Origin of the sequence: Paenisporosarcina sp. TG20 (assembly GCF_000286315.1) — a bacterium.
GTDB lineage: Bacteria > Bacillota > Bacilli > Bacillales_A > Planococcaceae > Paenisporosarcina.
Genome location: NZ_ALJG01000363.1, coordinates 1 through 23,280 on the forward strand (window position 1 = coordinate 1; position 23,280 = coordinate 23,280).

At 36.6% G+C, this 23,280-nt stretch carries 23 protein-coding genes; 7 read left to right on the forward strand and 16 right to left on the reverse strand.

Going from position 1 to position 23,280, the window contains the following annotated elements; all coding sequences use genetic code 11:
* Positions 1 to 1,055: 1,055 nt before the first annotated feature.
* The 7 genes from B371_RS0119815 to cyoE form a co-directional block, all read right to left on the reverse strand.
* Positions 1,056 to 1,517, reverse strand: a complete 462-nt coding sequence (locus B371_RS0119815) for a DUF420 domain-containing protein (RefSeq protein ID WP_019416070.1) — start codon at positions 1,515 to 1,517, stop codon at positions 1,056 to 1,058.
* A 37-nt stretch (positions 1,518 to 1,554) separates the two neighbouring features.
* On the reverse strand, positions 1,555 to 2,469 hold the full coding sequence (gene ctaG / locus B371_RS0119820) for a cytochrome c oxidase assembly factor CtaG (protein ID WP_019416071.1): 915 nt from the start codon (positions 2,467 to 2,469) through the stop codon (positions 1,555 to 1,557).
* Between the two features lie 144 nt (positions 2,470 to 2,613).
* Positions 2,614 to 2,946, reverse strand: a complete 333-nt coding sequence (gene ctaF / locus B371_RS0119825; protein ID WP_019416072.1) for a cytochrome c oxidase subunit IVB — start codon at positions 2,944 to 2,946, stop codon at positions 2,614 to 2,616.
* Complete coding sequence (locus B371_RS0119830) at positions 2,946 to 3,572, reverse strand: cytochrome (ubi)quinol oxidase subunit III (RefSeq protein WP_019416073.1); 627 nt, start codon at positions 3,570 to 3,572, stop codon at positions 2,946 to 2,948. The genes ctaF and B371_RS0119830 overlap by 1 nt, the downstream gene beginning before the upstream one ends.
* Complete coding sequence (gene ctaD / locus B371_RS0119835) at positions 3,572 to 5,437, reverse strand: cytochrome c oxidase subunit I (RefSeq protein ID WP_019416074.1); 1,866 nt, start codon at positions 5,435 to 5,437, stop codon at positions 3,572 to 3,574. The genes B371_RS0119830 and ctaD overlap by 1 nt, the downstream gene beginning before the upstream one ends.
* Before the next feature lie 34 nt (positions 5,438 to 5,471).
* Positions 5,472 to 6,560 (reverse strand): cytochrome c oxidase subunit II, encoded by a 1,089-nt coding sequence (gene coxB, locus B371_RS0119840; RefSeq protein WP_019416075.1) that lies wholly within the window; start codon positions 6,558 to 6,560, stop codon positions 5,472 to 5,474.
* A 100-nt stretch (positions 6,561 to 6,660) separates the two neighbouring features.
* The gene (cyoE, locus tag B371_RS0119845; protein ID WP_019416076.1) at positions 6,661 to 7,584 is read right to left on the reverse strand and encodes a heme o synthase; all 924 of its coding nucleotides are present in this window, start codon (positions 7,582 to 7,584) and stop codon (positions 6,661 to 6,663) included.
* Between the two features lie 310 nt (positions 7,585 to 7,894).
* On the opposite strand from cyoE, the gene B371_RS0119850 reads away from it, so the two are divergent.
* Positions 7,895 to 8,800 (forward strand): heme A synthase, encoded by a 906-nt coding sequence (locus B371_RS0119850; protein WP_019416077.1) that lies wholly within the window; start codon positions 7,895 to 7,897, stop codon positions 8,798 to 8,800.
* Between the two features lie 87 nt (positions 8,801 to 8,887).
* On the opposite strand, the gene pyc is transcribed toward B371_RS0119850, so the two are convergent.
* From pyc to B371_RS0119865, 3 genes are all read right to left on the reverse strand, one after another.
* The gene (pyc, locus tag B371_RS0119855; RefSeq protein WP_019416078.1) at positions 8,888 to 12,322 is read right to left on the reverse strand and encodes a pyruvate carboxylase; all 3,435 of its coding nucleotides are present in this window, start codon (positions 12,320 to 12,322) and stop codon (positions 8,888 to 8,890) included.
* Between the two features lie 15 nt (positions 12,323 to 12,337).
* Positions 12,338 to 13,501, reverse strand: a complete 1,164-nt coding sequence (locus tag B371_RS0119860) for an FtsW/RodA/SpoVE family cell cycle protein (protein WP_019416079.1) — start codon at positions 13,499 to 13,501, stop codon at positions 12,338 to 12,340.
* A 66-nt stretch (positions 13,502 to 13,567) separates the two neighbouring features.
* Complete coding sequence (locus B371_RS0119865) at positions 13,568 to 13,849, reverse strand: YlaN family protein (protein WP_019416080.1); 282 nt, start codon at positions 13,847 to 13,849, stop codon at positions 13,568 to 13,570.
* Between the two features lie 173 nt (positions 13,850 to 14,022).
* Here B371_RS0119865 and B371_RS0119870 point away from each other — a divergent pair, with 173 nt between their 5' ends.
* The 4 genes from B371_RS0119870 (at position 14,023) to B371_RS0119885 (ending at position 16,890) form a co-directional block, all read left to right on the forward strand.
* On the forward strand, positions 14,023 to 14,523 hold the full coding sequence (locus B371_RS0119870) for a hypothetical protein (protein ID WP_019416081.1): 501 nt from the start codon (positions 14,023 to 14,025) through the stop codon (positions 14,521 to 14,523).
* Positions 14,524 to 14,536: 13 nt separating this feature from the next.
* Positions 14,537 to 14,740: a YlaI family protein gene (locus B371_RS0119875; RefSeq protein ID WP_019416082.1), complete on the forward strand. Its 204-nt coding sequence runs from the start codon at positions 14,537 to 14,539 to the stop codon at positions 14,738 to 14,740.
* Positions 14,741 to 15,181: a hypothetical protein gene (locus B371_RS0119880; protein ID WP_019416083.1), complete on the forward strand. Its 441-nt coding sequence runs from the start codon at positions 14,741 to 14,743 to the stop codon at positions 15,179 to 15,181.
* 773 nt (positions 15,182 to 15,954) lie between these two features.
* Positions 15,955 to 16,890, forward strand: a complete 936-nt coding sequence (locus tag B371_RS0119885) for an IS30 family transposase (RefSeq protein ID WP_019416084.1) — start codon at positions 15,955 to 15,957, stop codon at positions 16,888 to 16,890.
* 334 nt (positions 16,891 to 17,224) lie between these two features.
* Here the strand turns inward: B371_RS0119885 and B371_RS0119890 are convergent, their stop codons facing one another.
* Together B371_RS0119890 and typA are read right to left on the reverse strand one after the other, a co-directional pair.
* Positions 17,225 to 17,554 (reverse strand): YlaH-like family protein, encoded by a 330-nt coding sequence (locus B371_RS0119890; protein ID WP_019416085.1) that lies wholly within the window; start codon positions 17,552 to 17,554, stop codon positions 17,225 to 17,227.
* A gap of 24 nt (positions 17,555 to 17,578) precedes the next feature.
* Positions 17,579 to 19,426 carry a translational GTPase TypA gene (gene typA, locus B371_RS0119895; RefSeq protein WP_019416086.1) on the reverse strand — a complete coding sequence of 616 codons (1,848 nt, stop codon included), beginning with the start codon at positions 19,424 to 19,426 and terminating at the stop codon, positions 17,579 to 17,581.
* A 113-nt stretch (positions 19,427 to 19,539) separates the two neighbouring features.
* Here typA and B371_RS0119900 point away from each other — a divergent pair, with 113 nt between their 5' ends.
* On the forward strand, positions 19,540 to 19,725 hold the full coding sequence (locus B371_RS0119900; protein WP_019416087.1) for a YlaF family protein: 186 nt from the start codon (positions 19,540 to 19,542) through the stop codon (positions 19,723 to 19,725).
* Positions 19,726 to 19,991: 266 nt separating this feature from the next.
* Here B371_RS0119900 and B371_RS0119910 read toward each other — a convergent pair whose 3' ends face one another.
* Together B371_RS0119910 and B371_RS0119915 are read right to left on the reverse strand one after the other, a co-directional pair.
* Complete coding sequence (locus B371_RS0119910; RefSeq protein ID WP_019416088.1) at positions 19,992 to 20,783, reverse strand: inositol monophosphatase family protein; 792 nt, start codon at positions 20,781 to 20,783, stop codon at positions 19,992 to 19,994.
* A gap of 108 nt (positions 20,784 to 20,891) precedes the next feature.
* Positions 20,892 to 21,089: a hypothetical protein gene (locus tag B371_RS0119915; protein ID WP_019416089.1), complete on the reverse strand. Its 198-nt coding sequence runs from the start codon at positions 21,087 to 21,089 to the stop codon at positions 20,892 to 20,894.
* Positions 21,090 to 21,247: 158 nt separating this feature from the next.
* Between B371_RS0119915 and B371_RS0119920 the strand changes: the two genes are divergently transcribed.
* Positions 21,248 to 21,874, forward strand: coding sequence for a YktB family protein (locus B371_RS0119920; protein ID WP_019416090.1), 627 nt, complete (start codon positions 21,248 to 21,250; stop codon positions 21,872 to 21,874).
* Positions 21,875 to 21,891: 17 nt separating this feature from the next.
* Here the strand turns inward: B371_RS0119920 and B371_RS0119925 are convergent, their stop codons facing one another.
* Both B371_RS0119925 and B371_RS0119930 read right to left on the reverse strand, forming a co-directional pair.
* Positions 21,892 to 22,170, reverse strand: a complete 279-nt coding sequence (locus B371_RS0119925) for a UPF0223 family protein (RefSeq protein WP_019416091.1) — start codon at positions 22,168 to 22,170, stop codon at positions 21,892 to 21,894.
* Positions 22,171 to 22,188: 18 nt separating this feature from the next.
* Positions 22,189 to 23,145: a nitronate monooxygenase family protein gene (locus B371_RS0119930; protein ID WP_019416092.1), complete on the reverse strand. Its 957-nt coding sequence runs from the start codon at positions 23,143 to 23,145 to the stop codon at positions 22,189 to 22,191.
* Positions 23,146 to 23,280: the final 135 nt, after the last annotated feature.

The window sequence follows — 23,280 nt, forward strand, 5'->3', positions numbered from 1 at the left end:
CATATACTTTCTTATCTTGTAACAAAAACCGGGCAAAGTTGGCCCGGTCCTTTATAAGATAGCCTTCTATTTAAGTCTAGTGGTTTCCGTTACAGGCGGACGCTTTCCGTGGGCGGCACCTTTTAAAAATCAAAAAATCAATGAAAATACATATAAAAAGTCATCATATTTTATAAAATGAGAGTACCCAAGCCTTTATTCTAATAGGACTTCGCCTTCAACCTTTCTCAACTTTGGTTTCCGAATCGTTTTGTACGGCAAACCCACTGCACTGTAATCACAAGAAAAAAAGAGATGGGCGAAGTTTCACTTCGCTCATCTCTTTTTTTCAGACACTCTTACGGAGGGTTTGCGGCCAACGCATCCCATCAGCCAATGGGCATATCGCATTTTAATTTAGGTTGACGAGAAATAGACACTGATCTTATGGAAAGTTGCGGCCGAAGATACTATTTCGGCCTTTTTCTTCATTTTTTAAGGTTGGGTAATTTCTTTAAGCAAACTGTGCTTTATACGGGACTATAGCGTGCACAATTGAGCCCCCCAGGAGGACGCACAATGGCACGAAGGTTAGAACGTCACTTTCGGCTAGGCAACACCTTCGTATTCACCATCCTGTTGCCCTGAGGAGGCTCACAGATCATCCGAGGAAAGCGTCCGCATGTTTCTGCATCGATACTAGCTTCGAAACATGAAAGTGCGTTATAACGGAAATCACTGGATTTAGAAAATCAATATAAGAAAAGTGCGAAGCGTCTTCTAGCGCGACGCCCTTACTGGAAGGATGAAAGGGCGTTTCGCCTGAGTTCAAAGGGTACGAAAGGAAAGATAACGCCCACCCAAGGGACCCGTGGCTAGGTTTTGGAGCTAGACATAGCAACTACAAATACAAATTCAAGGTACTAACTCGAAAAAACATATAGATCTTATATCGTTAAAAGAGGACTGCCCTAAAAGTTTTCACTTTTGGGACAGTCCTCTTTTATAGTATATACCAAGAAGAATTACTTTAAGAATCTCAACTTCTTATTTCGAAAAAGAGAGTTTAATTTAGGTCATAATCCTAAAATAGCTTTAAATACTGATGTAGTTTCTCCACCCTGGTAAATTACATAGAGAAGTGAGTACACAGCAACTCCTGTAATGGCTGTGCAGAACCAAATGATACTCGTGATTGGTCCGAGCTTACGATGTCTTTTTAGATTATTCTTATACCCAGCCCAAATTGTAACTAGACCAAAAACAGCACCCGTTGTAGCTAATATAATATGAAAAACTAAGAATACTGTGTAATATATTTTATATTCGTCAGGTCCACCAAAAGCAGTGTTTCCAATGAATATTGTTCTTGACGCGTATAAAATGAAGAATGTTAATGCTGCAATTGCAGCTGCAAACATCATTTTTTTATGAGCTTCTATTTTCCTTTGCTTTATCAATGTCCAACCAATAGCAACCAGAACAGCACTTAAGACAATGAAGAAGGTACTAATAGTTGGTAAGAATGGTAAATTCATTTAATTTTCTCCTAACACTCACAAGTATAAATTATGATTATTTATTTGCAATATAAGTTTGACGATCACTAAGTGCTTTATTGGTAATATCTTCTGCGTTGTCTTGTTCAGATTGATACCACTGAAAGAAAACCATCGCCAAGATTACTCCATAAATTACTTCTTGAATAATTTTCATAACAACTCCACCCAATTGCTGATCTTCTAGAACTGGCATGTTTGTAAATAATTCTGGACCTGATAGGGATAGATTTGCTAATGTCGATGCAGGAACACATAACTCCATTGCTTTTAACCATGCTTCCCCGCTAGTATATGTTGAGTACATTGGCTGATCAGCAAATATAATCAAAGCACATGCAGGGGTTATCAAAATCGCACTCCCAATGATATATCCAATTTTACTTAGACCATGAACTTGATGTTCGCCTTCTAATTTATTAATAATTGGCCACCATAAGAAAATAGAGGATATGAACAAAAGTAGTGTAAATAAAATATGATATAATTCGTTTTGCTTAACAACATCAAAAATAACAGGAATATGATAAAACGAAAACAAACCACTAAAAACAATCAATGATAATAATGGTTTTGTGAAAAAACGAAACAAGGGTTTAACAAATTTATTTTCAATCACTTTACGCCAAATCCAATTTGGAATTCCAGTAATTAATAACGGGGGTACTAACATTAACAATATTGCCATTTGAGTCATATGAACTGAAAACAGTATATGCCCTATTAAATCTATTGGCGATCCTTTTACAATATACAGCAATACAATCGCAATAACAAAAGCACTAATTTCTTTCTTACTTACTGGCTGACTTCCTTCAACTATATATTTACTTTGGGTTGTAATGTAAAGATATAAAGCGATGATCAAAATAGAAAAAAGAATGAATAACGGACTCCATAAGGCTTGAAATCCAAATATATTGAAAGGCATAGAATATCACTCCCTTTTTTGTATCAGTACCCCTATTATAAGGCTCAAAGACAGGAACATCAATGAACGAACTATGAACAAATAAAGGACAATATAAAAACAAGCAAGGAAAAGTAATTTCCTTGCTTGTTTAAATTTAATTTATTACCACCAAATAATAGTTAAAAATGTTAATACGGTAATAAACGCAATAAGCACGCCCGTATATAAAAACATAGATGCCGTCTCATGGCCTTTTTGGCTCATATGCATAAAATAATACAATTGTAAAACGACTTGTACAACTGCTAATAATAAAATTATTGGGGCAACATAATATGCAGAAAAACCAGCATAGACTGCTGAAAACGCAATTAATGTTAAGAAAATCATTATCGCAAACGTCGTAACTTGACCACGCATTTCATCTGCTGAGCGGCGTCGGCTATATTCATATTCAGTACGATTTTTAACATGAGTATCAGCATTATTTGCCATTATTCCAACGCTCCCATCAAGTAGACTACAGTAAAGATAAATACCCAAACTACATCGATAAAGTGCCAGTATAGTGATGCTACATAATACTTAGGAGCATTATAGAGATTCAATCCACGTTTAGCGTTTCTAATCATCAGAAGAATAATCCATCCTAAACCAATCAATACATGCAATCCATGTGTTCCTACTAAAGTAAAGAACGCCGTACTGAAAGCACTTTGATCATACGTAAATCCAAGATGTACGTAATGGTTAAATTCATAAATTTCAAATCCTAAGAATGCCGCACCAAGTAAAACTGTAATCATTAACCATGCTTGCATAGCTTTAAAATTATAGTTTCTCATATGATACATTGCATATACGCTAGTTAGAGAAGATGTTAATAGTAACATGGTCATGATAAATACTAATGGTAATTCAAACAAACCTTGAGTAGTGAACTCCATTCCACTAGGTCCTTTATTTTTCAGAGCCAAGTAAGTTGCAAATAGACTTGCGAACAACACTGTTTCTCCACCTAAGAAAAGCCAAAAGCCAACAAACTTATTCTTGCCTTCAAGTGTTGCTTGTTCTGGATGTTCCGGCCAAGACTGTGGGGTATACTTAGAATTTAAGTCCATTAGTGTTTTCCCCCTTTGTCATTCAATAAATCTTCTTTGTGAATATGGTAACCAAGATCATCTTTTAGAGAACGTGCGCCCATTGATATAAATGTTATGAGTAATCCTAGAATTAATACTGGAACTGCCCAAGCTTTCTCTCCGTTGAATAAAGCACCAAATGCACCTACGAATAAACCAAAAGCCATAATAAAAGGAATAATTGAATTATTTGGCATGTGGATATCCATTACTGGTTCTGCATAAGTCATTCCTTCTTTGTTACCTTCTTGTTTTTCAATCCAGTAAGTATCTAAACCGCGAACAAGTGGTGTTTGTTTAAAGTTATAAAATGGAACAGGTTGTGGGATTGCCCACTCAAGTGTACGACCATCTTCCCAAGGATCTCTTCCTACAGGTTGATTTTTTGCTATGGTCATAATAATATTTGCAACTAATACAACTACTGCAACCGCCATGAAAATAGCACCGTAAGAACTTATTAGATTAAACAAATCCCAACCTTGATCTGCACCGTAAGTGAACACACGACGTGGCATCCCAAGTAATCCAAGGAAATGTTGAATAAAGAATGTTGCATGGAATCCAATAAAGAATAGCCAGAAAGTTATCTTTCCAAGCGTTTCATTCAACATTGTGTTAAACATTAATGGCCAATAAAAATGCAAACCAGCTAATAACCCAAATACTACCCCACCAATGATAACGTAATGGAAATGAGCGACGATGAAATAAGTGTCATGTAATTGGTAATCAAGAGGTGCTGATGCTTGCATAACGCCTGTTACACCACCTGCTACGAAAGAAGGGATAAACCCTAACGCGTATAGCATTGGAGTTGTAAATTTAACATTACCGCCCCACATTGTAAGTAGCCAGTTAAAGATTTTAACACCAGTTGGAACAGCAATTGCCATTGTCGCTACGGCAAATATAGCATTAGCTGTAGCGCCCATTCCTGTTGTGAACATATGGTGAGCCCAAACCATGAAACCTAAGAAACCGATTAATACAGTTGCAAAGACCATGGCTGAGTATCCGAATAAACGTTTCCGAGCGAATGTTGGTATAATTTCAGAGAATATACCAAATGCCGGAAGAGCCAAAATATATACTTCAGGATGCCCGAAAATCCAGAATAAATGCTCCCAGATGATTGTATTACCACCCAACAGATGGTTAAAAAAGTTCCCAGAAAACATTCTATCAAAAATCATAAGGAACAAACCCACTGTAAGTGGAGGGAAAGCAAATAATACCAATGCAGATGCTACAAATGTAGACCAGGTAAATAACGGCATACGCATATAAGTCATTCCTGGAGCACGCATATTGATGATTGTTACTAGGAAGTTAATCCCGGCGATTAATGTACCACCACCTGAAATCTGTAAACCTAATGCATAAAAGTCAATCCCATGACCAGGAGATGCGATTGATAAAGACGCATAAGACGTCCAACCAGCATCTGGAGCTCCGCCCATAAACCATGACAAGTTCAAGAAGATTCCTCCAAAGAAGAACATCCAGAAACCTAAAGAGTTTAAGAATGGAAATGCTACGTCACGCGCACCAATTTGCAGTGGTACCACTGCATTCATGAACGCGAATAGTAATGGCATGGCTGCAAGGAATATCATGGTTGTACCATGCATTGTTAAGATTTGATTATATAAACCTGCAGCCACAAAGTCATTATCAGGCACTGCAAGTTGGATACGAATAAGCATCGCTTCAATACCACCGATGATGAAGAATATTCCACCGGCAATGAGGTAAAGGATTGCGATCTTCTTGTGATCCACGGTTGTTAAATAGTCCCAGAGGACTGCACCGAAGCTTTTTTTCTCTGCGATTAAACTCACAACTTTAACCTCCTTCTAGTAATTCTAATACAAATTATTTTTCTACTGATAGTCCCATTAAGTATTCTGCCAGAGCCGAAAGCTCTTGTTCTGTATACTTTTTGCCATCGTTAAGATCTTCAGGTTGTGGCATTAAATTACCTGGCTTGTATTCTTCAGGATCATTAATCCATTTTTTTATATTGTCTTCAGTGTAGTCCATGTATCCAGCTACACGGTTACGATCACCAAAGGTTGCAAGATTTGGACCAACCCCACCAGTAGAGCCTTCACCTGAAATAGCATGACATGCAATACAGCTTGTGGCAAAAATCTCTTGGCCTTGTAACGCTAGATCACCTTGTGGTGCTTGCGCTTCGGCAGAATCTTTCATATTTGTAACCCATTCATTAAATTCAGTGCGTTCTAGAGATTTAACTTTAAAGTCCATTAATGCATGTGAAGGACCACAAAGTTCAGCACATTTCCCATAAAACACACCAGTTTCAAGTTCATTTGAAGGTTTATCAAATTCTAAATAGAATGTATTAACGTTTTCAACGTTAGTATCTAATTTACCGCCAACAGCAGGAATCCAGAATGAGTGTTTTACATCTGCAGCTATGAGATTAAAGTAAACTTTCTCATCCGTAGGAACCACCAATTCTTGAGCAGTTACAATTCCTAAATCCGGATATTCAAATTCCCACCAGTACAGATTTGCTTTTACGTTAACCGTAACAGCTGTTGCATTTCCTTCTTCGTCTTTTTTGTCCATACCACTGACGTCAGCTAAGTTGTATGTAACCACCACAGTCGGAACAGTCAAAATTAAAAGTAAAACAATCGGAATAATTGTCCATATAAGTTCAAGTGTGTGGCTTCCTTCTACTTGCTTCGGCATCATATTTTCGCCAACTTTAGAACGACGGAACTTAACAATTGTGAGAATATAAACTATCATTACCACGATAATTACTAAAACCATGATTCCTGTTGAAAGATACATTAAATCCAATTGATCACTAGCGACTTGTCCTGCAGGAGTAAGTGTCGATATATATTCTTCACCACATCCAGATAAAAAGACTGTTAGAGCAGCCAGCAGCGAAAAGAGACGCCATTTTTTAATCCCTTTTATCATAGCTTAATCAACCCCTCTTTCGTAAATTAAATTCATGTGTAAATCGGTCTTTGGTTCTATTCTATATGAATTCTCCAATCAAAGAAAGAATTCATACGGTTTAGATGAAAATCGAGAAAATAATCATAGAAACGAACATAATAGTCATGTAATTTAGGGAATAAATAAACATGCCTTTTGCCCATTTCAAGTCATCTTTTGCACTAAAGCCCTTTAGAGCAATTCCTAGCCAACCAAGATTCAACACAGTGGCAAGGATGATAAACCCTGTGCCTAGTTGCATAAGCATGAATGGGAGAGGGAAAAGAACTAATATCCAAAGTAGCATTGAGCGCTTTGTATGTGCAAATCCTTTAATAACCGGCAACATTGGAATGCCTGCTGCTCGATATTCTTCCGTTCGCTTCATAGCAAGTGCATAAAAATGTGGTGGCTGCCATGCAAACATGATTAGAAAAAGTGACAGTGCACCCCATCCAAGTGTTGGTTCAACTGCTGCCCATCCAATAACTGGTGGGATAGCTCCTGAAATACTCCCGACGATTGTATTGCTAACATGCTTTCTCTTTGACCACATGGTGTATAAAACAACATAGCTTATAATACCAGCTAGTCCCCATACACCAGCTGAAACAGATGCTGAAAATAACAAAATTTCACCAACAACTATAAAAGTTAGGGCAAGTGCCAATACTGCCTTAGGTTTAAACCTGCCTGTAACAGTCGGTCTTGATTTTGTTCTAGTCATAAACGGATCAATATCACGGTCGATGTAGTTATTCATGGCAGCTGAACCAGCAATGATTAATGCAGCACCAAAAAGTGTATACATCATTAGGTCTAATTCATCTAGAAAATGACGATCTGTAAATTGAAATGCTAACCATAAACCTGTAAAAGCTGTCACTAGGTTTGAGTTTACTATTCCAATCTTAATTAATGCAAGAAAATCCTTAGAAAATGATACTTTTTCAGTAACACCATCATCATCGTCATTTGCAGTTATTACTCGACTGTTCGACATGAAAATCCCCCTTTCTTAGTTGTAAGCATATTCCGCTCCCTTTACTATATCGAAAAACTTATCTTTTTTCTATATCTAAGTGGGAATTCGATAAAATCAATAGCGGTCTTGAGTTAAACACTATCCTACATATCTATAATAAAGCATTTCTATTAAACGTTTGTGAATGGAATGGGGATATTTTATGAACAATTTGTGAAAATACGTTTAAGATTATGTACTATACATTGTATTTTCCTTATTTCTTAGCTATTATCAAACAAGCAGGATTGTTATTTTGCGTTCAGTATAAACAAAGTGGGTGTCATTAATGCAACAAAGTAAATACTTAAAGTGGTTTGCTGTTGCTGCAACAATCGGCATGTTGCTCATTCTTATTGGCGGAGCACTTGTAACAAAAACCGAAAGTGGCATGGGTTGTGGCAGAAGTTGGCCCGGTTGTAATGGGCAATTAATTCCAGATGAAATCACTAAAGAAGTGTTAATTGAATTTTCTCATAGACTCGTTACTGGTAGTGTAGGCTTTCTTATACTAATATTAACGATTTGGTCTTGGAAAACAATGGGACATATACGAGAAACAAAATTTTTAGCAATAATGGCAATGTTTTTCTTGATTTTACAAGCCCTCATTGGAGCAGCACAAGTTCTATGGGGACAAGGTGATTTTATATTAGCGCTTCATTTTGGAATTTCCTTACTTTCATTTGCATCCGTATTATTGTTAACGCTATTAATTTTTGAAGTAGACCGAAAATTTGACTCGGATAAATTACGCATTGGATCCAAGTTGAAGTGGCATACAGTTGGTGTAGCCATTTATTCCTATATAGTCGTTTATACAGGTGCTCTCGTCCGTCACACTGATTCAGGTTTAATATGTGCGGATTGGCCAATGTGTCGAAATGGTGCCTTCTCCTTACCATCAAATATATACGAGTGGATACAAATGGGACATCGAACTGCAGCAGCATTAATTTTTATCTGGATTGCATTTATAGCTTGGCATGCATTCAAGGAATATAAAGATCAACGGGTCTTGTACTATGGATGGATAACTGCATTTATTATTGTGACTCTACAAGTCATATCCGGAATGATAGTTGTCTTAACGCAACTTAATTTATACTTTGCTTTATTACACTCTCTATTGATAGCTTTACTCTTTGGCTTAATATGTTATATGGTATTACTTCTTTTCCGAAGTAAAAAGTAAAAAACAGTTCCCCTAGTCTGGGGAACTGTTTTTTTCTTGAGAACCGGGCGTTACTTTGCTCGGTTCTTTAACCAATATGTGAAGAAACTATTCCATCTCAATTAATAAATCTCCTGTTGCAATTGACGATCCGGCAACCACATGAATTTCTTTGACTATTCCATTATGCGGTGCTTGTACAGTTGTTTCCATTTTCATCGCTTCTGTTATTAGTAAATAATCGCCCCGTTTGACACGACTCCCACTTTCAATAACAACTTTTAAAACTGTCCCTGGCATAGTGGCACCAATATGATTTGAGTTAGAAACATCAGCTTTTGGTTTTTGAGTGACGTCAGCATCTACTGTCATGTCTTGAATGATAATTTCTCGAGGTTGTCCGTTTAATTCAAAATAGATCACCCGGTTACCATCTGATTGCGGTTGACTAATTGAAACCATTTTAACTAACAACGTCTTCCCTTTTTGAATCTCAACTTCGATTTCTTCACCTAGTCTCATACCATATAAGAATGTAGGCGTGTCAAGGACGGATACATCTCCAAACTTCTTCACCATCTCTGAATATTCATCAAATACTTTAGGATACAATGCATAAGCAAGTACTTCATGACTATTTACTGGACGACTTAACTTTTGGAAAAGCTCTTCTTTTAATTGATTAAAGTCAACTGGTTCTAACAGTTCACCTGGACGTACCGTGATAGCGATGCGATCTTTCAAGATAACTTTTTGCAAGTTCTTAGGAAACCCTCCGTAAGGTTGACCAATATATCCTTGGAAAAATTCGATTACTGAATCCGGAAAGTCAATTGTTTGTCCTCGTGATAGCACCGTTTCTTCAGTTAAATCATTTTGAACCATAAAGAGTGCCATGTCTCCTACAACTTTGGATGAAGGAGTAACTTTTACAACGTCACCAAACATTAAGTTTACAATCGAATACATAACTTTGACTTCTTCAAAACGTTCACCTAGTCCTACCGCTTTTGCTTGTTGTTGTAAATTAGAATATTGACCACCAGGCATTTCGTGAACATATATTTCTGAATGCGGACTCATCATACCAGACTCGAATTTTGTATAAAATTTACGCACGTCTTCCCAGTAATGTGACAACTGTTCAAGTTCTTTAATGTCTGTTCGAACCTCTCGTTTACTGCCTTTTAATGCGTAGGTTAAAGTATTTGCACTTGGTTGAGATGTTAAGCCAGCCATAGAACCTAGAGCTGTGTCCACAATGTCTACACCTGCATCAATTGCTCTTGCATATAAGAATATCCCATTACCACTCGTGTCATGCGTGTGTAAATGAATCGGCATTGAGACAGTTTCTTTTAATTCAGAAATTAAGCGGTACGCAGCTTCCGGTTTTAATAAACCCGCCATATCTTTTATCGCTAAAATATGAGCACCCGCTGATTCTAATTCTTTGGCCATTTGTTTGTAATAAGCGACAGTATACTTTGCACGATTATCATCTAAAATATCACCCGTATAACATATGGATGCTTCAGCTATTTTACCTGATTGACGGGTAGCATCAATTGCGACTTCCATCCCTTTAATCCAGTTTAAGCTATCAAATATACGGAATACATCTACACCCGCATCCGCTGATTTTTCTATAAATTCACGGATGACATTATCAGGATAGTTTTTGTATCCAACAGCATTCGCTCCACGGACTAGCATTTGTAAAAGTACATTTGGAATCATTTCGCGCATTTTTATTAAACGATCCCATGGATTTTCTTTTAAGAATCTATACGCAACGTCAAATGTTGCTCCGCCCCACATTTCAAATGAAAATGCATCATGCATACCTCTGGCTGACTGCTCAGCAATTTCATACATATCATTTGAACGAACGCGTGTTGCAAGTAAAGACTGATGTGCATCTCGGAAAGTTGTGTCAGTTATCAATACATCTTTCTGTTCATGAATCCACTGAACAAGTCCATCTACTCCCCGTTCCTCAAGAATTTGTTTTGTACCAGGTGTAGGAGGAATTAATAAATCAATTTGTGGTTTTCTTGGTACCGCAAATAATGGCTTTGTTTCTTTTTCTATACCAGGGAAACCGTTCACTGTTACGTTCCCAATATAGTTTAATAGTTTTGTTCCCCGGTCTTTTCGTGTTGGAAATAAGAATAATTCTGGTGTTGAATCAATAAAGCTAGTATTAAAGTTACCTGTAATAAAATTTTGGTGTTTGACAACGTTTTCCAGGAAAGGAATGTTCGTTTTAATACCACGTATCCGAAATTCTTGTAAGTTTCGATCCATTTTTGCTGCGGCTTCTTTAAATGTTTTACCCCATGTCGATACTTTAACCAGCAAAGAATCGTAATAAGGTGTTATAACAGCACCTTGATAGCCATTACCTGCATCTAAACGAACACCAAACCCACCACCAGAGCGGTAAACCATTAATTTTCCTGTATCCGGCATAAACTGATTCAAAGGGTCTTCTGTGGTTACACGAGCTTGAATGGCGTAGCCAAACAATGGAATATCTTCTTGAGCTGGCATTCCAATTTCCTCTTCATAAAGAGATGATCCATCTGCAATATGAATTTGAGAATGAACAATATCAATTCCTGTAATCATTTCTGTAATAGTATGTTCGACTTGGATTCGCGGATTTACTTCAATAAAGTAAAAGGAATCATCTGATACTAAAAATTCTACTGTTCCAGCATTTATATATTTGACATTGTTCATTAATTGAATTGCGGCCTCGCAAATACGATCTCTTAAGTCTTGTGATAAGGAGTTAGAAGGAGCAATTTCTACGACTTTTTGATGTCTTCGTTGAATCGAACAATCACGTTCATATAAATGTACTAAATTGCCATGCTTGTCTCCTAATATTTGAACTTCAATATGCTTAGGCTTAGCCACAAGTTTTTCAACATAAACTTCATCAGATCCAAAAGCGGCTTTAGCTTCTGATTTTGCACGTTCGTAGGCTGATTCCAAGTCATCCGGTGTAAGAACAACTCGCATACCGCGACCACCACCACCTAAAGAGGCTTTAATCATTAACGGATAGCCGTTTTTATCTCCAAATTCCTTTACTTCTTGAACAGTATTAACTGGCCCATCGCTTCCTGGAATTACAGGAATTCCTGCTAATATTGCCTGCTTTCGGGCTTTAACTTTATCTCCAAACATATTTAGATGTTCAGAAGTTGGTCCAATAAATATTATTCCTTCTTCTTCACAACGTCTAGCGAACTCTGAATTTTCAGACAAAAAACCGTAACCCGGGTGAATTGCGTCTGCTTTACTATCTTTTGCGATTCTTAAAATGCCCTCAATGTCTAAATAGGCATCAATGGGCTTCAGTCCGTCACCTACTAAATACGATTCATCTGCTTTGTATCTATGAAACGAACCACTGTCTTCCCTTGAATAAATTGACACCGTACGCAATTGCAATTCAGTACAAGCCCGGAAAATACGTATAGCAATTTCTCCACGGTTAGCTACTAATATCTTTTCAATTGTTTTCATAATTAAAATTCCCCCTTAGCTTCGTGTTTTTTCATATTTGACAAACATGGACACATTCAACAAAATCCCCATAGCTAAAGATAACAAAACGATGGATGTTCCGCCATAACTAATAAAAGGGAGTGTGACACCTGTTAAGGGTATTATACCCAAAAGTCCACCTAAGTTTATAAATGTTTGAAATCCAATAAGACTTCCAACACCAGTGGCAATCATACGGGCTTGGGTGTCATCAGTGTTCAGAGCAATTGTAAAAGCTCGTAAAACGATGAATCCAAGTCCACCAATAACCACTAATGTGCCGAATACCCCTAACTCTTCAGCTATAATTGCCATTATGAAGTCGGTTTGAGGTTCAGGTAAATACCCTTGTTTTTGAATTGATTGACCCAACCCAAGTCCTTTTAACCCCCCTGCCCCAATTGCCAAGTATCCGTTTACAACTTGATATCCAGCTTCTTGTGCATACTGAAATGGATTTAAGTACGCCTCTAAACGTTCTACCCGTTTTGGTGTTATTAATTTATCTCTAACTAGATATAGAATCGGTGAACATAGAACAATTAATCCGAAAATGATGCTAAATAACTTTGCAAATGTTTTAAAGTATATGCCGCTAGCTGCTAAAACTGCAACAGATACGAATAGAATAATAGAAGCATTACCCATATCTACTTCGAATAAGACCGAGAAAAATACAATGACTATAATTGTTATAGGTGGCGCAATTGATTCATTAAGAGAATTTAGATTGCCTTTTAATTTTTTGTTTGTAAAAACACTGGCTAAATACAAAATTAATATTACTTTTGCTATCTCTGAGGGTTGCAAACGTAAAGAACTAAAAGAAAGCCAACTTCTAGCTCCATTTACCCCATCTCCTTTAAAATGAACAAGAAACAGGAGAATAAACATCATCAAAAGCATAGTTGCCATAATTGATTTCCGTCGATAATGTTTGTAAGGTATAAAGGCTGCTATTAAAAATACTGGTATAGCAACTAATAAATTAATTACCTGTCTCTTATAAAAATGATTTGGCTCGTAGCCATAAACTTGGACAGCCCAAACCATGCTAGCGCTGTAAATCATCACTAATCCAAATAGACATAAAAAAATATATGTAAATAGAAGTGGGTAATCAAAATTTTGTTTATACCGTTTTAAGTAAGAAATCATTCGGTAACCCTCTTTTTCTTTTTCTAGCAAAAGAACCCAAACTCATATTGAGTTTGAGTTCTTTACTTATTTCTCTGTATAAGCATCGTGCATCAAAGATAATTCTTTTTCAAGTGTAGAAAGAAGTAACTTTCCTTCTTGACGTTCCATAAGCCCTAATTTTACGGCAAAATCGATTTCTTTAGATAGACCAAACATTTGGGTATCCAAGACCTCTTCGTAGAGTGGACATTGTGGCATTGTTAAGTTGTCCATTTGGACCTTAATTAATTTTGCTATCTTCTCTCCATCTGCTTTTAATAGTTCAACAGCTTTTTGCTGGTACGATTGTTGTGATTTAGTATCCATGAGGACGCCCCCATTACCTTGTATAGTATTAATAAATTGTATCTTTCTAGTGACAAAATTGCAAGTTTATCATAACAATCAATGTTTAAAATCTTAATTCTTTTTAACCTATTGCCAAAGAGTTATAATGGTAGATGATACGTATACGTAACTTGTTAGGAGGCATAATTCAAATGGAAATAATTATTCCAATCAAAGGCCAAGTTAAATTTAACATAACACTGGATCCTGCTGTGTGGATATTTGACGATCGACGCATTGATTTAAAAACCTTTTTTACTGAACAACAAATCGAAATAAATGAGTTAGAAGATTATACAAAAAAAATCTCAGCTCATTGGTCTCGTGAAATTATGGAGGGAGCGACATTCCCACCTACATTAAAAAGCGAAAAGAAATATGAGAAAACCAAAATGATGACTGGTACATTTGGCATTTATTTAAAACATTTTTTAAAAAATGCCGAGGTTAAAGATAATGCAACATCCGTAGTCATTGAAACATCAACCGGTGAAGAGTATTCTTTTCCTTTAGAACAAGCAGACTCTCTCATATTCAAGTATAGTCAGGATGGTAAACCATTACGAGAGGATGGTCCTGTTTATGTCCTTCTCTCAGACGGATCTAATTTGCACAATCCCATAAAACATGTAACAGCAGTTAGAGTAGACTAGGAGGGGTATTTTAATGCGTGTAAAATGTGTTATTTGTGAAGCAATCAATGAGTTACCTGATGATTCACCTCAATCAAAAAAACTCCGTAACCGGCCAATTCATACATATATGTGTGATCCATGTCATGAGCGGATTGAAAAAAAGACACTTGCACGATTAGCAACGGGACAATTTGTATTTTACAAAAGTTCCAGAAGAATCGAAGATGAATTCTAATTGAACATTCCTAACATATTTAAGGTTTTGTACATTGGTGTCTTTAGCGGTATTCTATTAGGTTTAGTATTGAAATTAATTGAATCACTAACTCATGTTCGAGTTTATACACTATTACTAAATGTCGACTTTATTCCTTTTATAGGTAGTATCATGTGGGGAGAAACACTCGAATTTATTTTTCACGTGCTGATTTCGATTTGTACTGCCTTTATTTTTGTATACCTTGCACATCAATTCCATATAGGTGATTCTAATCCAAAGTTATTTCTTTTAAGCTTTATCATATGTTTACCAACATTCCCCTTGTACTTTCTATTAAGCTCACTAGCAATAAAAGAAGTGCCTGTATGGAATGATTGGTCGGCATTAAGTTACTGGGTATTAGCTCATTTAATTTACGTGTGTATATTACCAATACTTTATAAAAAAGTATACTAGAAAAACACAGCTTGCACCAAAATGGTGTAAGCTGTGTTTTTTGGTTCTGATTTTTGAAAATTATTAGTATCAGAAAAACCGGGCAAGGTAAATCCGGCCTTTAAGAAAGGACAAATGATTTAATCATCCGTTGAAAAAAAAGGATATATCAAACTGTATCGACTTCGGTTTCCGGGGCCGGTTCAACAGCAGTCCTACTGCACCATAACCTCAAGAGAGGAGTGAAGTGACACTTCGCTCCTCCCTTTCTTACAGGCAATCATGCGGCAGGTTTGCGTTCGACACGTCCCTTCAACAAATGGGAATATCGTATTTTTGCTTAGGGTTGATGTGAGAATAGACACTGATTTCATATAGAGGGGCGGCCGAAGATACTATTTCGGCCTTTTCTTCATTTTTTAAAGTTGAGTAGTTCTTTCAACTACCTGGCCTAAGAATGGGTTATAGCCATACTGTCAAACGCCTATATAATATTGTTCTTTAGTTTCAATTTACAGTATGGAAACTCGTCATTAATCGGATTAGTCAGAGTTATCACTGAAAGATAATCCGTTTAAGAATATTATTCTTCGCATTCATGAAAACTATGTTCATGGCACATCAATTTTATATACATTCTAATATTTTTTAAAATAGTTACTCAGTACGAGCAGCTCCTTTTTAAGAGACGAATTGTAATATTAAGTGCAACACCTAAGTCAAAATAAAAGAAGCCCATAACGACCTCGTGTAAAATGTAGTTACCACACAACATTGAAACGGAGGATATCATTATGAGCTACTCACATATTACCATATCTGAACGCGCAAAAATAGAAACGTACATTGAACTAGGTTACACTATTCGTCAAGTGGCTGAACGCTTGAATCGTCATCCGTCTACGATTTCAAGAGAGCTGAAGAGATATCCTGATTGTACGGCTGAAGTAGCACAACAACGTTATCAAGCCAGGAAATCGAACTGTGGAGCGAAGTCAAAATTTACCCCTGAGTTAAAAGAGGCTGTTCAAGAAAAGCTGCAGGATACCTGGTCGCCTGAACAGATTGTCGGACGCTTGTATCAAGGACAGCTCAGTTTTAAAACCATCTATCGTTGGATTGATGAAGGTCTCTTAGAAGTGCCAATCTCGGTTCTTCGCCAAAAAGGGAAACGTCAAAAGCCACGCGAAACAAGAGGTCGTTTTAATATTGGTACCCCGATTTCAAAACGTCCAAAAGATGTACGTAAACGCGAGACATTTGGCCATTGGGAACTGGATACTGTAGTCTCTGGACGTGGACAAGCAAAAGGCTGTGTTGCAACCTTTATTGAACGTAAGACTCGTTGGTATGTAGGTATTTTAATCCTAGATCGCTCTGCGCAGTCAATGGAAAAGGCGGTACGAATTTTAAATGCAAAACTACCAGAAGGTGCGATTCAAACTGCAACGACCGACCGTGGGAAAGAGTTCAGTTGTTACGCTACATTAGAAGCTGATTTAAAAATGAACGTCTATCTTGCGGATCCGTATTCTTCTTGGCAACGTGGCAGTAACGAAAATGGGAATGGATTACTACGTGAGTTCTTCCCTAAGAAAACAAATTTTGACTATGTCTCATCAGAAGATCTCACAAAAGCACTGGGATTAATCAATAATCGACCAAGAAAATGCCTTGGTTGGAAAACAGCACACGAGGCTTTTATGGAGCAAGTGTTGCACTTAATTTGACAAACTGTCAAGATGAAAAAATGTACAACAAGTTTATACTTTTCATCCACTTAGAACTTTTCGCTTACTCAGATCAGCTTTCCGCTCACTCAGTAAATAATAACCATTATATTCCAACTAAAATGCATATACTTGCTGAAACAGACGTCCCTATTATAGTTGTCAGCTTGGAAAATCTTCTTTTTTAATTAAATAAGTTAGAAACCCCACGAGAGTTGCATTGAAGAAATTCCGTTTTAGCATGTTAGTCTCCATATATAAGAAAAACCAAGAACACTGTGTTCTTGGCACATTAATTTTATGTAGTTTCTTATCAGTATAAAAAAGAGAAGCACTAGCTTACGCTAGCGCTTCTCTTTTTTTCAATATATAAGCGAATTTTATATAGAATCAAAATCATCGCTGCAATAATTAAACCTTCCACTATAGGTAAAAAGATGGCCAAGAATGTAAGAACTATACATCCTAAAATCAAAAATATAAAAATGACCATATTTTGAGACATCTTCAACTTTTTTGCGAAACCGAGTTTATAAACAAACACAGAGAGTAACAAGATGACAAGATACAACGCATATCCTGCCAAATCGTAGTTCGGAAGGAATTCATAAAGAAAACGCGCAGTGGGGTACATATTGTCATAGACAAATTGCTGTTCTTTCAAGATTTCTCAACCTTTCTAACACACTTAGCTATTTTCAGCTGTTTTAGATTTTTTCGTTACACGCTCACGTTCAGCTTTATCAAGTACTTTTTTACGTAAACGAATAGATTTAGGTGTGATTTCACAGTACTCATCGTCATTTAAGTATTCAAGTGACTCTTCTAAAGTCATGATACGTGGTTTTTTTCTAGTTGTTGTTGCTTCTTTATTTGCTGAACGGATATTGTTGGCTGCCTTCATTTTCGTAATATTAACTGTTAAGTCATTATCACGTGTGTGTTCTCCAACTATCATACCTTCATAAATTTCAGAACCTGGTTCAGCGAAAATCGTACCACGATCTTCAATTCCTAAGATTCCGTATTCAGATGCTGTACCTGTTGACATAGCAACAAGAACACCCTTACTACGTCCTCCTACACGACCTTTTTGCATAGGTTGGTAGCTATCGAATGTGTGGTTTATGATACCGTATCCACGTGTTAATGTCATAAAGTCAGTTGAATATCCGATTAAGCCACGAGCAGGCACCATAAATACTAAACGGACTTGCCCCGAACCATTATTAACCATATCCAACATTTCACCTTTACGATCACCCATTGATTCAATTATTGAACCAACATGTTCTTCAGGTACATCCACTTGAACACGTTCAACAGGCTCACAACGAACACCATCGATTGTGCGAACAATAACTTCTGGTTTAGATACTTGTATTTCAAAACCTTCACGACGCATGTTTTCAATCAAAATAGACAAATGTAGTTCTCCACGACCGGATACAACCCAAGCGTCAGGAGAATCTGTAGGATCTACACGTAGTGACACATCTGTTTCAAGTTGAGCTTGTAGACGCTCATCAATTTTACGAGATGTTACAAATTTCCCTTCTCGTCCAGCGAATGGACTGTTGTTAACAAGGAAAGTCATTTGGAGTGTAGGCTCATCAATACGTAAGATTGGCAATGCATCAGGATGTTCAATTGGACAAACTGTCTCACCAACGTTGATGTCTTCCATCCCAGAAACCGCAATTAAATCACCAGCATGCGCTGTTTGAATTTCTATACGTTTTAGACCCATAAATCCAAACATTTTAGTAACACGGAAGTTTTTCACTTTACCGTCTAATTTCATTAATGAAACTTGTTGTCCTAATTCCATTGTTCCACGGAAAACGCGGCCAATTCCGATACGTCCAACGTAATCGTTATAATCTAAAAGAGCTACTTGGAACTGCAATGGCTCTTCTTTATTATCTACAGGAGCCGGGATTTTTTCGATAATTGCATCATAAATTACTTTCATGTTTTCTTCCTGATCTTCAACGTCAGAAGAAAGACTTGCTGTACCGTTTATTCCTGATGCAAAAATAACTGGAAATTCTAATTGATCATCATTTGCTTCAAGTTCAATGAAAAGTTCAAGAACTTCGTCCACTACTTCTTCTGGACGAGCAAAATCTCTGTCAATCTTATTAACAACTACAATTGGTTGTAAATTTTGCTCAAGGGCTTTTTTCAAAACAAAACGTGTTTGTGGCATACAGCCTTCGTATGCATCAACGATAAGTAGAACACCGTCTACCATTTTCATTATTCGCTCTACTTCTCCACCAAAATCAGCATGGCCAGGAGTGTCAAGAATGTTGATCTTCACATCTTTATATTGGATCGCTGTATTTTTAGCTAGTATTGTGATACCGCGCTCGCGCTCAATATCATTTGAATCCATAGCACGCTCGTCCACATGTTCATTTGAACGGAAAGTACCAGATTGTTTTAACATTTGGTCAACTAAAGTAGTTTTACCATGGTCAACGTGGGCAATAATTGCAATATTTCTAAGGTCTTGGCGTAAATTAGTCATTGTTTCACTCCATATTCTTTTTTCGAGTTTCTTTTTTCAAGTCCATAACTGTGTTATTATAGCACATGTTATAACTTTTGTCTGATTTCAATTAATATTTAGGAGGACATTCCATGAAAAATTTTAAATGGATATTTGCACTATACTCCATACTAGCTTTATTATCAATGTTCGCAATAGGAATTTCCGTTGGATTTCGTAGTGTTCCAGGCATCTTTGCAAGCATTTTATTACTTTTCATTGTAATGGGATTTGGTTTTAAAACCAAAAAGAAAATGCGCGACCAAGGATTATTATAAAACAACGTAAGGACCACTCTTGAGTCGAACGAAAAGCTAAAAACAAAACAAATTAGACATCAAACCAGGCAGTCTTGGTTACAAGTCGAATACATGGCTTCATTGACCTCTAGGAGGATATATGACGAGTACACCATGAAAATAATTTTCCACATTCGAATAAATTTAAAGGTCGGCTCTATTGTAATAACAATAAGAGAAAAGCAAGAAATGGAATTATTATTCCACTTCTTGCTTTTTTTATGTAGAGCTCTTTCTAGTATGCACTATTTTAAAGAAATATAATTACTTAATAACGAATCATGTAAACTTTTTCGTGCAACAAGGAACGTATCTTGTCCCAAAAACTGTAGCTTTTGTCCTTTTAAGTTAGTCGCAACTGCTCCCACTTCTTCAGCAATTACTGCACCTCCAGCAATGTCCCACGGGGATAATCGCATAGACATATAGGCATCAATTCGTCCTGTAGCTACATAGGCAAGTTCAAGTGCTGCGGACCCGTAAGAGCGTATTCCTCGAGCATCTTTTACAAGTCTTATTAGACCTTCATTTTCGATATATGGATTTGGTATAACCCAACTTGCATTCAATCCAATAATGGCTTCAGAAATTGTTGTAGGTTCTAGAACTGGAATTGGTTCATCGTTTAAATATGCTCCACTTCCTTTTTGTGAACTATACAATTCATCGTGCATAACATCATATATGTAACCTAAGACCCCTACACCATCTTTGTAAATGCCTAATGATATAGCAAAGTTTCTTTGTTGATGTATAAAATTCATTGTACCGTCAATTGGATCTAACAACCATACATATCCATCTAAAGTACTTAGATTATCCCCAAACCCTTCTTCTCCTAAAATCAAGTGTTCTGGATAATCAGTTCGAATATGTTTAATAAAAAATTGTTCAATTTCTTTATCTATATTGGTCACCAAGTCATTTGCATCAGCTTTTGATTCAATTGCAAGTTCAGATGCAAATGAATGACGAATTTTTGTGCCGGCTTCCTTTATTAACGCTTTGGCATATCTATCAAGTTTTTGAAGTACCAATGGATCAAACACCCCTTCTACATCATTTACCTTATTATAAACAAAAAAGCACCTGATTGTCCTTATTAGACGATCAGGTGTACTTAACTATGATTACTACTTTCCCATTTAATATAGTGCATGTAAACCCTCTAACTCTGAATGGATTTCACTAAGTCTTCCCTTACTCTTATCGATTTCTGTTTGATTTTTCTTATGCATTGCATCAAACAAAGAGGCTAGTTCATAGTCAAGCTCTAATTTCAAACCAAGAATTAACTTTTTTTCCAGGTCTTCTTTACGAATGATATGGACAATTTGTTTCATAGCTTTACACCCCTTTTCTTTTTAGTTTAACTATTCTGAATGTTTTATATACAATATGTTAAGAAATTGAATTTGTCAATAACATAAAGTATCTTTACAAGATTTTTCCCCATAATTCGATTAAACTAAACATATGAAATGTGAAAGGTGGATATAAAATGCAAAATGGTTGGGAACGAACAGATTTCGAGGTTTTTGAAATAGAAGGTTTAGAACATCGTATGCAAGCATTAATTGAAAAAGTCCGACCAAAATTTGAGTCATTAGGTCATACATATGCAACTTACTTTTCGGGTAAAACCGGAGATGAATTCTTTCCTCATGTTGCTAAGCACGCAAGACGATCGGTAAATCCGCCAAAAGACTCATGGGTCGCTTTTGCACCTTATAAGCGTGGTTATAAAGCAATGCCTCATTTTCAAATTGGCTTATGGGGTACACATGTATTTATAATTTTAGCGATTATTTACGAAGTGCCAGATAAAGTACAAATAGCTGACAGATTATTAAAAAATAAGAACCTTTTTAAAAAGTTGCCACAAGACTTTATTATTTCAGGCGACCATATGTCTCCCGAATCAACTCCTTTAAAAACAGCTCATAAAGAACAATTAGAATATCTTCTAAACCGATTACGTGATGTAAAAAAAGCAGAGTTTTTAGTTGGAAGACACCTTACAAGTGAAGAGGCTATTAAGATGTCCGGGAAAGATTTTGAAGCTTTTGCTGAAGAAACTTTCGATTCACTATTACCTGTTTACAATATTGTGGTTAATAAAAACTAAACTTAAAGGAGCAAGGATTAATTCCTTGCTCCTTTAATAATAGCACCGGCTGTTGTCTCTTTCATTTTCTTAATGATTGGATAACATATATATCCACTTTCTTTTTCGAAATCTCTAAAGTATGATTTTTCTTCTGCCATTGAAGGTACAATCTCTTTAAAACGTCGATATTTTACCATTAACTCTTCACGTTTTACACCTTTTTCATAAGCGTTTTCAATTACTTCGAAAAATTGGACAACATCAACTATTTCAGCCGTGGACCAATCTTTTGAAAATGGATAAGAAAAACTCATTTTTGAATCACCCTTTCTTTAGTTCCATCTTACGCTGATTGTTTGAGCTTGTGATATCATTCTAGAAAATAATTCTTCTACTGATGGCACATCTTCAATTAATCCTGTCACTTGTCCTGCCCAGCCAAAACCAAGTTCATTTTGTCCTTCGTATATATATTGCTTATTAGCTTCTCCACTTATGTACGATTTTAACGCTTCATATGTAGGAGTTTCTTTCTCAATTGCAAGAATTTTTTCTGTCCACGGGTTAATAAGTACACGTGCTGGAGATCCAATTGAACGCTTTATCACAGTTGTACCAGTTTCAGAACTTTTGATTAGCGTTTGCTTATATAATTCAGAAGCATGTACACACTCTTTTGTAGCAATAAATCTGGTACCCATCTCCACACCTTCTGCCCCTAATGCAAGTGCAGCCATTAACCCCCTACCATCACCAATACCTCCTGAAGCGATAACTGGAATTGACACTGCATCGACCACTCTCGGTACAAGGACCATCGTGCCAACATCATCACGTCCTAGGTGTCCTCCTCCTTCTTGCCCTACAACCATTACTGCATCAGCACCAAGTTCTTCCGCCTTTTGTGCTTGTCGGGTAGCAGCAACTAAAACCAGTTTCTTTATATTCGTTCCTTTAAGTTGGTCAAATATCGGCGTTGGATTTCCGCCAGTCATGGATACAACATCTACTTTCTCATCAATTGCTACTTGGAGCATATGAGAAAATGCTCTTCCTTGCTCACCGATTGCAAAGTTCACCCCGAATGGTTTATCAGTTAAAGAACGTACTCTTATTATTTCGTTTCTCAACTCATCCGGTGATGCCAAACTCATAGCAGTAATTTGTCCCAGTCCTCCAGCATTCGAGACTGCTGCTGCTAAATCAGCATACGCTAGATATGCAAGTCCCCCTTGGATAATAGGATATTTAATATCTAATAATTCCGTTATGCGTGTTTTCCAGTTCATCATAAATTCCCCCTATCTTCTATACGACTATATTCGACTCAATTGTAGAAAATCCTTTTATATTAATGGTATTTTATTATTCAAAATGCTATAATTCACTTGTTTTTCATTTTATTTATATGTTCAAAGTTTGTA